Consider the following 14,069-nt stretch of genomic DNA (forward strand, 5'->3'; position numbering starts at 1 on the left):
CCCGGCGCCCCCCGCTACGGCGCTCCCACCACGTCGTCCCCGGCGCTCGCGGGCACCGGCACGGCCGCCGCCGCGTCGTCGTCCGTGTTGACCTTCTCGATGACCGCCAGCCGCTCCGGGGTGTCCTCGGGCTTCAGGTATCCGACCAGGACGTACAGCACGAGGGAGACCGCGAGCGGGATGGAGACCTGGTACTGCAGCGGGACTCCGCCGTCGACCGCCCAGTTGACCGGGTAGTTCACCAGCCAGAAGGCCAGCAGGCCCGCCGCCCAGCTGGTGAGGGCCGCCGTCGGGCCGGAGCGGCGGAACGGGCGGAGCAGACCCAGCATCATCGGGATCGCGATCGGTCCCATCAGGCCCGCCACCCACTTGATGACAACCGTGATGATGTCCTTGAAGGCGGGGGAGTTGACCTGGGTCGCCACCGCCATGGACAGGCCGAGGAAGGCGACGGTCGTCACCCGGGCCGCGATCAGCCCCGACCGCTCGCCCCACGCCCGGGCCCGCTCCGACAGCACCGGCGCCACGTCCCGGGTGAACACGGCCGCGATCGCGTTGGCGTCGGAGGAGCACATGGCCATGGTGTGCGAGAAGAAGCCGACGATGACCAGGCCCAGCAGTCCGTGCGGCAGCAACTGCTCGGTCATCAGGGCGTAGGAGTCCGAGCCGTCCGGCTTCTGCGCGTGGACCAGCAGCGGGGACATCCACATGGGGAAGAACAGCACCACCGGCCACACCAGCCAGAGCACCGCCGACAGCCGCGCCGACCGCGTGGCCTCCCGCGCGCTGCCCGTCGCCATGTAGCGCTGGGCCTGGTTGAGCATGCCGCCGTTGTACTCGAAGAGCTTGATGAACAGGAAGGCGAGCAGGAACACCGTGCCGTACGGGCCGACCAGCGGCTTGCCGTGGCCGTGCAGCGCGGGCTCGTCCCAGGCGCCGAGGAAGCCGATGTCCTTGTCGTGCAGCTTCAGCACGACCGCGACGAACATCGAGACGCCGGCCAGCAACTGGATGACGAACTGGCCGAGTTCGGTCAGCGCGTCCGCCCACAGGCCGCCGATCGTGCAGTAGACGGCGGTGATCGCGCCGGTGATGAGGATGCCCTGGTTCAGGGACACACCCGTGAACACGGACAGCAGGGTCGCGATCGCGGCCCACTTGGCGCCCACGTCCACGATCTTCAGCAGCATGCCCGACCAGGCGAGCGCCTGCTGGGTGGAGAGGTTGTAGCGGTTCTTCAGGTACTCCAGCGGCGAGGCCACATGGAGCCGGGACCGGAGCCGGTTGATGCGCGGCGCGAACAGCCTGGCACCGATGGCGATGCCGAGCGCGATCGGGAAGGACCAGGTGATGAACGAGGTGACGCCGTAGGTGTAGGCGATGCCCGCGTACCCCGTGAACATCACCGCGCTGTAGCCCGACATGTGGTGCGAGATGCCGGAGAGCCACCACGGCATCTTGCCGCCGGCGGTGAAGAAGTCGGAGACGTTGTCCACACGCTTGTGCGACCAGACGCCGATCGCGACCATCACCCCGAAGTAGCCGATCAGCACGGCCCAGTCGAGACCGTTCATGTGTCCCCTTCCAGAGTTCCGCGTGCAGGGTCAGGCATGTGAACTCTGGTTTCGGAGGTGTACGCACGGCAAGGAACGGGAACGTCAAGAGAGAGTAAAAAGGTTCGCGCTGATGATCCTTGTTCACGTACTTGAACAAGGATGGGTGTTTTGAGGGCCCCCGGCCTGACGCGGCGCGGGGGCCCTGGAACCTACTTCAGCTCGTCGGGGCAGGGAGTGCCGCGCGGCAGCTGGTACGGCGCCGCCAGGTGGTACGTCCCGGCCCTCGGCGCGAGCAGCACCGTCCACCGGTCGCCCTTGGCGTCCTCCGCCGTCTCCGTCAGACACCCGTTGACGTTCTCGTACGTCTTCGGTGTGCCCTCGTCCCGGTGCTTGGAGGCGTCCGTCTCCTGCGGCGGCTTCAGGCTCTTCCCCTCGCCGTCGACGACGCTCAGCCACGGCGAGTACGGAATCCGTATGAGGATCCGCCCGGGCTTGCGCACCTGGAGGGTCATCTCGCCCTGCTCGGCCCGGTCCACCACGGCGTCGGGCTCGGCGAGCGGCGCCGGGTCGGTCACCGCGAACAGCTGCCAGTTGGCGTCGCCCCAGATCTGCCGCAGATACGGCATCCCGCGCCGCAGCAGGGTCCGCTCGCGCTCGCCGCCGCCGTTGCCGTCCGGGTTGTCCTTCGGCAGCACCACGAAGTGCACGGCCCACCGCTGGAGCCACTCGTGGTAGTTCGCCGAGTTGAGCGTGTCGTCGTAGAAGAGCGGGTTGCGCTCCATGTCGGCCTGCCGGTTCCAGCCGCGCGCCAGGTTCACGTACGGCGCGAGCGCGGAGGCCTCCCGGTGCGAGCGCGCTGGGACCACCTCGACGCGGCCCTTCTCGGCGCCGACGTTCTGCAACTGGTTGACCAGCGGGGCCAGCTCACGGGCCCAGGAAGCGGCCGGGGTCGTGTGCACGATGTCGTCGACCGACTTGAAGCCGATCCAGCCGGCGAAGCCGAGGAACGCCAGCACGGTCACGTACCACTTGCGTGAGCGCGGCACCGTGTAGGGCAGCGCGGCGACCAGCGTCACACCGGCGAACAGCATCGGCAGCCGGGAGATGTTCGAGCCGATCTGCGAGCTGATCAGCCACACCAGCACCACGGCCAGGCTGTAGACGCCCGCCGTCAGCCGGACGGTGATCCACTCCTTGGGCACCAGGAACAGGCACAGCAGCCCGTACAGCAGCGGCATCACCACCGAGCCGAACGTCATCGGCTGCGTGCCGGAGAACGGGAACAGCCACGCCGAGACGGCGACCACCGCCGACGGCGCGAGCCCCAGCGCCCAGGCGCCGGGCCGCCGCTTCTGCAGGAACAGCGCGACCGCGACCAGGCCCACGAACAGCCCCGCGACCGGCGAGGACATCGTGGCGAGCGCGGCCAGCGGGGCGGCCACCAGGGCCTTCGCCCAGCGTTTGAAGCGCCAGCGGTGGGGCCAGCAGAACACGGCGGCGACCGAGCCCAGCGCGAACATGGTGCCGAGTCCGAAGGTCACCCGTCCGGACACGGCGTTGCAGACGAACGCGAGGACCCCGGCGAGCGAGGCCCACAGCGGGTTCCGCACCACCCGGCTGCGCAGCAGGACCAGCGTCAGCAGGCCCGCCGAGACCGTTCCGGCGAGCATCATCGTGGTCCGGACGCCGAGCACCGACATCAGATACGGCGACACGACGCTGTACGACACCGGGTGCATGCCGCCGTACCAGGCCAGGTTGTACGCCGAGTCCGGGTGCCGGCCGACGAACTCCGCCCAGGCGTCCTGGGCCGCGAGGTCGCCGCCGCTGTTCGCGAACGTGAAGAACCAGATGACGTGCAGGGCGGCCGAGAGGACGGTGACGGACAGCACCGGGTGGCTCAGGAACCGCTGCCTGAGGGGCTCGGCGGCGAGGCGCAGGCGGATCAGCAGCAGGCTCTGCCGCGCCGGGGCGGGGCCACCCGCGTGGTCGCCGTGATGACGGGCCACGCCGTCGTCGCGACGACCGTCGGCGCGGTCCGCGGGACGGCTGTCCGCGCGGCCGGCGTGACGACCGTCCGTGTCAGTCGCGGACGGACGTATTCGCGGGCCGGATCCCGGGTCCGGATCGGCGTCGTCGGAGCGTGTCCGCTCGGTTGTGGCCACCTGAAGGCACTCCCCGTGTCCCGTCTTCTGTTCTCGGCCGTGTCCCTCGTGTTCCCGGCCGTTTCCCGTTCAGTTCGCGGTCTCGTTCCCCGACCGTCGACCTGCCCCGTTTCGTGACGCTAGCACGCACCCCGCCGCGGGGCTCCGTCGACGGGGTGCGTGCCAGGTCAGGCCAGGGGCCGGCTCAGCCGATGCGGGTCAGCTTGTCCGTGAGGCCGGGCTCGGCCAGGTCCTTCCGCAGGGCGACCGGCACCTTCACCGCGCCGGCCCCGCCGTCTCCCACGGTCAGCGTGCCGACCTTGGTACCGGCCTTCGCGGTGTGCGGTACGACGTCGGACGCGAAGGAGAGCTTCACCTTCAGGCCCGACCAGCCGGCCGCGGCGACGTCCTTCGTGGCCACCACCGGCGTACGGCCGCCGAGCCCGTCGTCCACGTAACCGACGACGTCGCCCTTCTTCAGCACCGTCGCCGACTTCAGCGCGCCCTGCGCGGAGCGGATCAGCTTGTCGGCCGCGTCCAGCGCCCCGCTGAGGATGGTGTTGTCCGAACCGCCCGCGGGCTGGCGGACCACCGCGCCGACGATGGTCCGCGTCTCACCGCCGACCTCCTGCTTGGCCGCGAAGACCAGGTTGCCGAGGGCGGAGGTGGTGGTACCGGTCTTGATGCCGACGACGTTGTTGTGGCCGACCAGGTGGTTCCAGTTGGAGTGGTTGACACCCTTGTAGTCGTCGTACGACATCATCGCCGCGACCTCGCGGAACGCCGGCTCCTCCATCGCGGCCTTGGCCAGCTTCACCTGGTCCACGGCCGTGCTCACCGTCGAGTTGGTCAGACCGGAGGGGTCGGTGTACGTGGTGTCGGTCATGCCGAGGCCCTTGGCGGTGGAGTTCATCTTCGCGACGAACTCCTTCTCCGAACCGACGTCCCAGCGCGCGAGCAGCCGGGCCACGTTGTTCGCGGAGGCGATGAGGATGCTCTCCAGGGCCTCGCGCTGGGAGATGCTGTCGCCGGCCGTGACGTCGACCGTGGACTCCTGGCCCGCCTTCGACTGGTCCTGGGCCGCCTGGTCGATCTTGATCTTCGGGCCGTCGGCGCCGCTCTTCAGCGGGTGGTCGCGCAGGATGATGTACGCCGTCATCACCTTGGCGACGCTCGCGATCGGCACGGGCTTCTGGGTGCCCGAGGAGCCGAACGTGCCGATGCCCTGGACGTCCAGCGCGGCCTGGCCCTGGGCCGGCCACGGGATGTCCGTCCTGGCGCCGTCGAAGGTGTAGGAGTCCTTCGCGGTGAGGTCCAGGGTGGGCTGGGGGAGCGGGCGCATCGCCTGTACGACCGCGAAGACGATCGCCAGCAGGATGACCAGCGGCGTCCAGATCTTGACCCGGCGGACCAGCGTGCGGACCGGGGTCTCCGGCGGCGGGGGCGTGTTCGTCAGCTCCGCGAGCAGGTCCAGCGGGGGCTTGGGCGGGAGCGGCTGCTGGGTGGTGCGCTCGGGGCCGACCTGCGGGAGGGCGCTGGTGGGCGCGGCGACCTCGGAGTCGCGCAGCGGTACGAACTTGCTGGTGCGCTCCGCTTCGGGGGCGGGGGGCTTGGTCCCGCCCTCGGGCTTCGGCTTGGCCGTGCCGAGCTTGAGCATGGTGGTGGGCTGGTCGACCTGGGGCTTCTTCGGGCGTACGGCCTTGAAGGCGGTGGTGGGCTGGTCGACGCCCTTCGCCTCGGCTGCGCCCTCGGCGGCCGAGGTCTTCCCGCCCGCACCAGCCGTGCGGCTCTCGTCGTCGGCCGCGGGTGGCCCCTGCGGGGCGCCCTCCCCGTCGGCGTCCTTCGGGCCGCCGGTCTCCGCGGCGTCCTTCGGGTCGGTCGCCTCCGCGGCGGCCTTCGCCCCACCGGCCTCCGCCGCGGCCTTCGCCGCCCGGGCGGCGGCAGCCGCGGCCTTCGCCCCGGCGACCTTGGCCGCCTTCGCGTCCGGTGCCTTCGCCCCGGAACCGCCGTCCGCGCCCTTGGGAGCCGTCTCCGGGCCCTTCGCCCCGCCGTCGGCCCCCGCCTTCGCGGAAGACGCGTCCGAGGCCTTGACGGCGCCCTTACCGCCGTCGGCCTCCGCCTCGACACCCGAGCCCGCGTCGGGGTTCGCGGAAGTGCCGCCCGTGCGGGAGCCGCCGGCGGCCTTCGCGCCGGTGTCGGCGTCCGTCTTCGCGTCCGAGGCCGTGTCGGCCTTCCGGTCGGCGCCGCGGCCCGTGTCGCGGTCCGCGGAGGTGGTGCCGGTGCGGGAGTCGCGGGCGGCCTTCGCGCCGGTGTCGGCGTCCGTCTTCGCTTCCGAGCCCGTGTCGGCCTTCCGGTCGGCCTCGCGGCCCGTGCCGGTGCCGGGCTCGGTGTCCGAGTCGGCGTCCTCCCCGGCCGCGTCCGTGCCGGCCTTCGGGCCGTCGTCGCCCTTGGCCGCCTCCGCGTCGGTGGCCGGCTTCCGGTCCGAGCCCGCGTCCGCCTTCGAGCCGGCGTCCGCGCCCTTGGCGGTCTTCCCGCCGGCTTCGGTGCCGGTCCCGCCGGACTTCGCTCCCGAACCCGCGGCGGCCTCGGCCCCGCTGCGGGTCTCGGACTCCGGCCCCGCGCCCGACTCGGACTCCGCGCCCGACTTCGTCTCCGAGCCCGCGCCGGACTTCGTGTCTGCGCCGGAGTTCACGCCCGCGCCGGACTTCACGTCTGCGTCCGTACCGGACTTCGCGTCCGTACCGGACTTCGCCTCCGTACCGGGCTTGGCGTCCGCGTCGGACTTCGCGCCCGCGCCGGGCTTCGCCTCGGCGCTCGTCGTGGCCGACGCCCCGTCCTTTCCGGTGTCCTCGTCCGCGTCAGAGCCGGACCCGGACTCCGTCTCCGGGTTCTTGGCCGAGCGGATCCAGGCCGAGACCGCCTCGCGGAGGTCGGAGTCCTGGTCCCCCTCGGGGGTCCGGGGCTCGGACGGCTCCGAGTCGGCGGCGGCCTTCACGTCCCGCATCGAAAGGATCTTCGTCGCCGTGTCCACGGCGCCCGAGGAATCCTTTTCTCGGGACACCGCGAGACGCGGATCGCGTGCCTCGGGAACCGAACCCTCGCTCCCCGACGTCGGTTCCGCCGACGACTCGCGCTGCTTCGACCTGTCGGGGGACTCGCCCGCCACCGATGCCTCCTCCATGCGCCGCACGCACACTCGCGCGCCCTGTCCGAACCATGTACCAGTGTCCTGTGTGAGGACTTGGCCCCTGCGGTAGACGAGAACGACATACCTACCGGTTCCCTTACGAACCGGTCACGCGCCCTCGACAGACCAATGTGAGAGGGGTCACCCTGTCATTCATCCACGCGGGGAGGCATGGATGGGCAGGAGCCGCAGAACAATTCCGGAGGAGCTTCTGCTGCTCGCACTGGACCCGGCCACGGGTACCACTGCGCAGCCGCAGTCGCTCGACCTCGGTCTGGCCGGAGCACAGCTAGTGGAGCTGGCGCTGGCCGGACGGATAGCCCCAGACGGGGATCGTATCGCCGTGGTGGTGCCACGGCCGACTGGAGATCCGACTTTGGACTGCGCGTTGGAGTTGCTGCGAAGGCGTGGCGCTCCCGTGCGGGCCGTCCACTGGATCGGCGGGCCGCGATTGGGGCTCCGCCAGGTCTATCTCTCGCACCTGGAGCGGTGCGGCATGGTCGCCGCCGTACCGGGCCAGATGTGCGGGGTGTTGCCGACGACGCGCTACCAGGCGACGGACACCGCCATCAGCCGGGAGATCCGAGCCCGGCTGGACAACGCGATCCGCACCGGCGTACCGCCGGACCCGCGGACCGCGGCGCTCGCCGCGCTGGCGCACGCGGTCGGGCTCGGCAAGCACCTGTATCCGGGGAACGAGGGACGATCCTCCCGCTCCCGGCTGCGGGACCTGATCCGGCACGACCCCATGGGCGGGCTGGTGGCGCATGCCGTGATGGACGTGCAGAACGGCGCGGTGGCCCAGCCACGGCGCGGTCCGGCCGCGGCCGGACGCCCGGCGGGGCCCGGAGCCAGGGGCGCGGCGGAACCCGCGCGCGGGGTTCCGATGCAGCCGCACCGCGGGTCCATGGCACGCGCCGTGACCCACTGAGCCGCACCGCCGGTTCCCACGACACCGGTACGCAGTCCCCGAAACCCGTTACGGGAGCCGCTGGTTCGAGCGGGGCGGTGAGATCCGTGTGGTCTCCCCGCCCCGCTCGGCCGTGTCCGGCGGGCCGCTCCGTGCCCGAATCGGTGCGTACGCGCTGCATATCCACCGTTTCCCAGCGGTGGTAAGCACCTTGGTGGCAGTCTGCTCAACAGCAGATACACAAAGTGGTCAGTACAGGCAGGCAGCCGGAGGTGCACGTCCCGTGGCGTCCAGTGTCAATCCCACCGTCAGACGGCGCCGGCTGGGCCAGGAGCTGCGCAGGCTCCGCGAGCTCAAGGGCATGACGGCAGAAGAGGTGGCGGAGCGGCTGCTCGTGTCGCAGTCGAAGATCAGCCGGCTGGAGAACGGCCGCAGAAGCATCAGTCAGCGCGACGTCCGCGATCTGTGCGGGGTGTACGAGGTCGAGGACCAGCGGATCGTCGACTCGCTGATGGAGATGGCCCGTGACTCCCGCCAGCAGGGCTGGTGGCACACGTTCGGGGACATCCCGTACAGCGTGTACATCGGCCTGGAGACCGACGCCGAGTCGCTGCGGGTGTACGAACCCCAGCTCGTGACCGGCCTGTTGCAGACCCGCGCCTACGCGGAGGCCCTGGTTCAGGGCGCGTTGCCGGAGACGTCGACGGCCGAGATCGAGAAGCGCGTGCAGGTCCGCATGCGGCGACAGGAACGTATCACCGCCGAGGGCAACGCCCTGCGGCTGTGGGTGGTGCTGGACGAGGCGGCGCTGCGCCGGGTCGTCGGCAGCCGGCTGGTGATGCGCGAACAGCTCGAGCACCTCATCGAGATGTCCCAGCTCCCGCACGTCACCGTGCAGGTGCTGCCGTTCGAGGTGGGCGCCCATCCCGGGCTCAACGGCCAGTACGCGATCCTGGAGTTCACCGACGCCGCCGACTCGAGCGTGGTCTACCTGGAGGGCGTCACCAGCGACCTGTACCTGGAGAAGGCGCAGGACGTGCAGAAGTACGCCGTGATGTACGAACATCTGCGGGCGCAGTCCCTCAATGTGGAACAGTCCCGGCAACTCATCGCGAAGATGGCGAAGGAGTACGCGGACTGAGCCGTGCTCCACAAAAGCGCGGGATCGTACACCATTGGTTCACTCCAGCGGAAGGCTCGCCTGGAATATGCCATCCGCTTGAGTGAACGACTACTCCGCGGGCGGCAGTTGCCCGGTAGCGTCGATCACGCCAATCAGACGACCAGGTTGGCGCGAACCGCACTACAGCAACTGGCAACAGGAGTGGACATGGCACTGATTCAGGGCGCTTCGGAGACGTGGATGAAGTCTTCCTATTCCGCGGGCAACGGCGCCTGCGTCGAGGTCAAGTCGCCCACCACCGCGGAACTCGCCGTACGCGACTCCAAGGTCACCGACGGCCCGATCCTGGCCTTCCCCACCGAGGCGTGGAACGTCTTCGTCGCCTCGGTCAAGGCCTAGGGGGCTCTCGCTGCCCCTCGCGCATAGCCGTCGCTCGACGACGGCTGCACAGGCGTCGCTCACAGAGCCCTCTCGACCAGTCGCCGTCCTTGCCGAGAGGGCTCTACGCACCCGAGCGGCGCGCCCATCGAGTCCTTCTTCCGGTACTACCGGCCGAGCTGGCCCTCGATCGCCGCGACGACCTCGGCCGCCTCCGGCTCGGTCTGCGGCGAGAACCGGGCGACGACCTGTCCGTCCCGGCCGATCAGGAACTTCTCGAAGTTCCAGCGGATGTCCCCGCTGTGCCCCTCGCCGTCCTCGAAACCGACGAGGCGCTCGTACAGCGCGTGTCGCCCCTCCCCGTTCACCTCGACCTTCTCGGTCAGCGGGAAGGTCACCCCGTACGTGGCCGAGCAGAACTCGGCGATCTCCTCGGCGGAGCCGGGCTCCTGCCCGAGGAACTGGTTGCAGGGCACGCCGAGCACGGTGAAGCCCTGCTCGGCGTAGCGCTCCTGCAACCGCTCCAGACCCGTGTACTGCGGGGTCAGCCCGCACTTGGAGGCCACGTTCACGATGAGCACGGCCTGGCCGGCGTAGCCCGGCAGATTGGCGGAGCCGCCCTGGAGCGCTCCGATCTCGATGTCCAGCACGGAACCGTTGTGGTCAGTAGCAGTCATGCCCGGATGCTAGCCCGCGCCGCCGGACCACCCGCCCGCCCGGGCGGCTCAGGCCTGCTCCACACCCTCCGGCGCCGGCCGCTCCCCTTCCGGGGACCGCTGCTCCGGAACATCCGGAACATCCGGAACGTCCGGGGCATCCGGAACGGCGCGCCGTCCCTGCCCCTTCTCCCCGATCTCGGCGTCGATCTTCTGCACGGTCCGGTCGAAGTACCGCAGCAGCTCCACCGGGAACGGCATGACCAGCGTGGAGTTCTTCTCGGCGGCCACCTCCACGACCGTCTGCAGCAGCCGTAGCTGCATGGCCTCCGGGGTGTCGGACATGATCCGCGAGGCGTTGGCGAGCTGCTGCGCCGCCTGGAACTCACCGTCGGCCGTGATGACCCGGGCCCGGCGCTCCCGCTCGGCCTCGGCCTGCCGCGACATGGACCGCTTCAGCGACTCGGGAAGCTGCACGTCCTTGATCTCGACCCGGTCGATGTGGATGCCCCACCCGGCGGCCGGACTGTCGATCATCAGCGCCAGCCCCTCGTGCAGCCGCTCCCGGTCACTGAGCAGATCGTCCAGGTCGCTCTTGCCGATGATGGACCGCAGGGAGGACTGGGCGACCTGCCCGACGGCGAAGACGTAGTCCTGCACCTCGATGGCGGCACGCACCGGATCCGTCACCCGGAAGTACACGACGGCGTCGACCTTCACCGACACGTTGTCCCGCGTGATGCCCTCCTGGGTGGGCACCGGCATGGTCGCGACCTGCACGTTCACCTTGCGCATCCGGTCGGCGAACGGAATGAGGAAGGTGATGCCCGGCTGCCGGTGCGCCGGCAGGGCCTTGCCCCACCGGAACACCACGCCACGCTCCACCTGGTTGACGACGCGCATCCCGCTCTTCAGCACGATCAGCAGCAGAGCGGCCACCACGACCACTGCGACGGCGGTGCCTTCCATGGCACTCCAATCCTCACTTCAGGCAGAGACACCGGCTAGGACACCGGCCCGGCGCCGAAGGGTGCGGCGCCCCGCGTCATGAAACCGTCAAGAATGCGGGCCGACGCGACGCCGGTGGCGGCGGGTCACCCCGTCACCACCGGCGCGTGGTGCGTCAGCTGTAGGGCAGCCGCAGTACCGACCGCTCCCCGGTGCCGAGGACGGTGGAGGCGTTGCCGATGGCGTTCCAGACCTTCACCTGCACGGTCCCCTTCCGCAGGTCGCACGCCGTGCCGCTGGTCGAGCTGGTTCCGGCTCCGTCGGTGTAGTGCTCCCAGCCGTTGACCGGGTCGGTGGCGAAGTACCGGTAGGTCTCCACACGGTCCCAGGTGCCGTCGCCGGTGCAGTCGTAGGACACCTGTGCCTGGGGTCCGTTGCCGACGGCGTTCTGGGCGTCGACGGCGAGGTCGAACCGGGTCTGGCCGTTGCCGTACTCGAGGTCGAGACCGGTGGCGGTGAAGGTGACCGGCTTGTAGGGGGTGCCGTCGTGGTTGACGCCGTCGGCCGAGGCCAGGGTCACGGAGCCCGCCGTACCCGCGCTACCGGTCAGTGTCCCGTCCGCCCCCGGGTAGAGCGTGGGCGACGAACCGCTCCCGCCGGTGGGCGAAGGCGTCGGGCTCGGCGAGGTCGTCGCGGTATCCGTGGGAGTGGGGGTCGGCGTGGGCGTGGGGGTCGGCGTGGGCGTGGGGGTCGGCGTGGGAGTGGGACCCGTGCCGCCCGGCGCGCTGCCGCCGCTCCACGTGTACGCGCCGGTCGTGACCGTCTTCCCGGCGGGCACCCGCACGGTCGTGCCGTCGGAGAAGTGCACGGTGCTGTCCGTGGCCGTGGTGTTGGCGGCGACGTAGGTGCGGTCGCCGCTCTTGACGAACACGGCGCTCAGCGGGGAGTCGGCGGTGACCCCGGTGTCCACGGTGCCGAGGGCGGCGACGTTGCGGATCCAGTGGAAGGTGTGGGCCTTGCTCTCGCCCTCCTCGGAGGTGAGGGAGCTGTGGGCGCGGAAGTCGGCCAGGGCCGCGTCACCGTCGCCCAGGGCCCGGTACTCGTACCAGATGTCGGGCCAGATCCCCGGCTGGGTCCGGCCGGCCTGGTCGAGCATCTCCTGGTAGTTGGCCCTGACGTAGGCGGGGTTGTCGCCCAGGTAGAGGTGTCCGCCGGTCACCGGGAGCAGGTTGATGCCCTGGATCTGCTCGGGGGCGCTGGAGAACCAGGTCGAGTAGGCGCCGCCGTTGCTCCACACCATGCCGACCCCCTTGTGCTGGAAGCCCTCCGGGTAGACCTGGTCGTGGACGTCGAACCAGTAGTCCTCGATCGCGGCGGCCTGGGTGGTGTACATGTAGATGCCGGCGTCGCGGACGGCCTTGTTCCCGGTGGCGACGCCCCACTGGATGAGGGCGTTGTCGAAGTTCATCCCCTCCGAGGAGGACTCCTGGTTGTTGCCCGCGGCGAACGAGCCGTGGCCGGAGGCCCAGTCGTGGCCCGCGTAGATGTCGAAGTCCCGCAGGAACGGGAAGCGCCCGTCGGATCGGTCGTAGTTGTCGGCGTCCCGGATGAGCAGGTCGACCATCCCGCCGTAGTGGTCGGCGTCGGCCCAGGTGGGGTCGAACTTTGCGAGGGTCGCGGCGGCCGCGATGTAGTAGCCGTAGTGGAAGTGGTGGTCGTTCAGCTCCTGGTCGGACCCGTAGGAGGCCGGATAGCCGATCAGCGTGCCCCACTTGCCGTCGTAGTAGAACTGGTGGCCCGTCTTGCCCGGTGAGGCGGTGAACCAGTCCGTGAGCTTCGACCTGATGGCGGACAGAGCGGCGTCGCGCACCTCGGTGTCGCCGGTCTGGTCGGCGATCTCCGCCAGACGCGCGGCACGTCCGAGCCCCTTGCCGGTCCAGTAGGTGTCGTCGCTCACCTGCCGGGTCGGGTCGGCCTTCTCGGCGTTCAGGTAGTCCCGCAGGGTCGCGGCGTCGGCGCCGGAACTGTCGGCGACCGCCGGTATCTCGGGCAGCACCCCGTGGAAGTCCATCGTCGTGCTGAAGGACGTGACACCGGTGAGCACCTTGAGCGGGCCGCGGGAGGAGACGTAGGTCCGGGGCAGCGGGCTGCCGCCGCCGGACAGATGGCGCCACTGGTGCGGCAGCAGGGCCGCGACCGTCCCGGTCGCCGATCCCTCCAGGGCGTCGGTGGTGAAGCGGTACGTGGTGGTGACGGTGCTCTTCGCCTCGTCGTACCGGTAGGACACGGCCGTGCCGGTGACCGGGTCGTAGGCGTACTCGGCGTACGCCTCCGCGAGCGCGGTGCGGTCGGCGGCCGAGGTGGACGGCGTCGTCGGCAGCACGGCGACCGAGAAGTAGTCCTTGCCCGCGAGCGAGGAGGTGAAGGTGGACCCGTTGACCGACCAGGTCGCGCCGGCCGGGGCGAAGGCGACGTAGTCGTGGCCGTCGACCGAATAGCCCAGCGTCGGGCCGGAGTGGGACCACACGTCCACCGTCGCGCCGGAGGCGGCCTTGATCCGCGCGTCACCGCCCCGGGCGCGGAAGTAGGCGAACGGCAGGCCGGAGCCGATCGTCGCCCGCAGGGAGTGCGCGCCGTCGCTGAGGTACGGGCTGACGGTCCAGTCGCTCCAGTCGTCGACCTTCACCTCGGAGGCGGCCAGACCCGAGACGCCGGCGGTGAAGTCCTCCTTGTACTCGAAGTGGTACTCGCCCACGCCCTTGCCGCTGCCGGAGATCGTCGGCTTCGTGCTGTACGAGACGCCGAGGCCCTCCGAACCGGCCCGGAAGCCGAGCGGCTGGGCGAACAGGGGCTCCCCGTAGGCGCAGTTGGTGCGCTTCCACAGGATCGACGACCACCAGTCGTTGGTGGGGACGGCGCCGGCGGGGGCGTTGGAGGTCACCCAGTGGCGGGGGTTGGTGGACAGGTCCGCGCAGCCGGACGGCAGCGGTCCGGGTGCCGTGGTGGTGTAACTGCCCGCACCCACGGTGTCGGCGCCGGCCTTGGCGGAGTCGAGCACGGTGAGGACCGCCCCCAGGAGGGCGGCGAGGGCCACGAACACCGCGGCCCGCCGCCAGGGCGACGACCACGGCACCGCTCTCGGCGGCTGAGCACTGTCTCTTGACATG

At 70.6% G+C, this 14,069-nt stretch carries 9 protein-coding genes; 3 read left to right on the forward strand and 6 right to left on the reverse strand.

Features of this window, described 5'->3' with window-relative positions:
- Positions 1 to 14: 14 nt before the first annotated feature.
- The 3 genes from ACWCPN_RS08330 to ACWCPN_RS08340 form a co-directional block, all read right to left on the reverse strand.
- Positions 15 to 1,574, reverse strand: a complete 1,560-nt coding sequence (locus ACWCPN_RS08330) for a sodium:solute symporter family protein (protein ID WP_451203454.1) — start codon at positions 1,572 to 1,574, stop codon at positions 15 to 17.
- Between the two features lie 191 nt (positions 1,575 to 1,765).
- Positions 1,766 to 3,721, reverse strand: a complete 1,956-nt coding sequence (locus ACWCPN_RS08335) for an MFS transporter (protein ID WP_451203456.1) — start codon at positions 3,719 to 3,721, stop codon at positions 1,766 to 1,768.
- A 184-nt stretch (positions 3,722 to 3,905) separates the two neighbouring features.
- Entirely contained in the window at positions 3,906 to 6,731 is a 2,826-nt protein-coding gene (locus tag ACWCPN_RS08340; protein WP_451203458.1) for a D-alanyl-D-alanine carboxypeptidase, read from the reverse strand.
- A 331-nt stretch (positions 6,732 to 7,062) separates the two neighbouring features.
- Between ACWCPN_RS08340 and ACWCPN_RS08345 the strand changes: the two genes are divergently transcribed.
- From ACWCPN_RS08345 to ACWCPN_RS08355, 3 genes are all read left to right on the forward strand, one after another.
- On the forward strand, positions 7,063 to 7,818 hold the full coding sequence (locus tag ACWCPN_RS08345; RefSeq protein ID WP_451203460.1) for a GOLPH3/VPS74 family protein: 756 nt from the start codon (positions 7,063 to 7,065) through the stop codon (positions 7,816 to 7,818).
- A gap of 262 nt (positions 7,819 to 8,080) precedes the next feature.
- Positions 8,081 to 8,938, forward strand: coding sequence for a helix-turn-helix domain-containing protein (locus ACWCPN_RS08350; RefSeq protein WP_451203462.1), 858 nt, complete (start codon positions 8,081 to 8,083; stop codon positions 8,936 to 8,938).
- 189 nt (positions 8,939 to 9,127) lie between these two features.
- Positions 9,128 to 9,319 (forward strand): DUF397 domain-containing protein, encoded by a 192-nt coding sequence (locus tag ACWCPN_RS08355; RefSeq protein WP_199210926.1) that lies wholly within the window; start codon positions 9,128 to 9,130, stop codon positions 9,317 to 9,319.
- Positions 9,320 to 9,465: 146 nt separating this feature from the next.
- Here ACWCPN_RS08355 and ACWCPN_RS08360 read toward each other — a convergent pair whose 3' ends face one another.
- From ACWCPN_RS08360 to ACWCPN_RS08370, 3 genes are all read right to left on the reverse strand, one after another.
- Positions 9,466 to 9,975: a glutathione peroxidase gene (locus ACWCPN_RS08360; protein ID WP_199210925.1), complete on the reverse strand. Its 510-nt coding sequence runs from the start codon at positions 9,973 to 9,975 to the stop codon at positions 9,466 to 9,468.
- A 48-nt stretch (positions 9,976 to 10,023) separates the two neighbouring features.
- Positions 10,024 to 10,923 carry a slipin family protein gene (locus tag ACWCPN_RS08365; protein WP_451203464.1) on the reverse strand — a complete coding sequence of 300 codons (900 nt, stop codon included), beginning with the start codon at positions 10,921 to 10,923 and terminating at the stop codon, positions 10,024 to 10,026.
- Positions 10,924 to 11,077: 154 nt separating this feature from the next.
- Entirely contained in the window at positions 11,078 to 14,068 is a 2,991-nt protein-coding gene (locus tag ACWCPN_RS08370; protein WP_451203466.1) for a glycosyl hydrolase, read from the reverse strand.
- Between the last annotated feature and the right edge of the window lies 1 nt (position 14,069).

It is taken from the genome of Streptomyces sp. NPDC002386, from assembly GCF_053593175.1.

What these genes read in the sequence shown, in the direction of transcription:
- ACWCPN_RS08330 (WP_451203454.1), bottom strand. Translation starts at nt 1,574, where the DNA reads ATGAACGGTCTCGACTGGGCCGTGCTGATCGGCTACTTCGGGGTGATG.
- ACWCPN_RS08345 (WP_451203460.1), top strand. Translation starts at nt 7,063, where the DNA reads ATGGGCAGGAGCCGCAGAACAATTCCGGAGGAGCTTCTGCTGCTCGCA.
- ACWCPN_RS08355 (WP_199210926.1), top strand. Translation starts at nt 9,128, where the DNA reads ATGGCACTGATTCAGGGCGCTTCGGAGACGTGGATGAAGTCTTCCTAT.
- ACWCPN_RS08360 (WP_199210925.1), bottom strand. Translation starts at nt 9,975, where the DNA reads ATGACTGCTACTGACCACAACGGTTCCGTGCTGGACATCGAGATCGGA.
- ACWCPN_RS08365 (WP_451203464.1), bottom strand. Translation starts at nt 10,923, where the DNA reads ATGGAAGGCACCGCCGTCGCAGTGGTCGTGGTGGCCGCTCTGCTGCTG.
- ACWCPN_RS08370 (WP_451203466.1), bottom strand. Translation starts at nt 14,068, where the DNA reads ATGTCAAGAGACAGTGCTCAGCCGCCGAGAGCGGTGCCGTGGTCGTCG.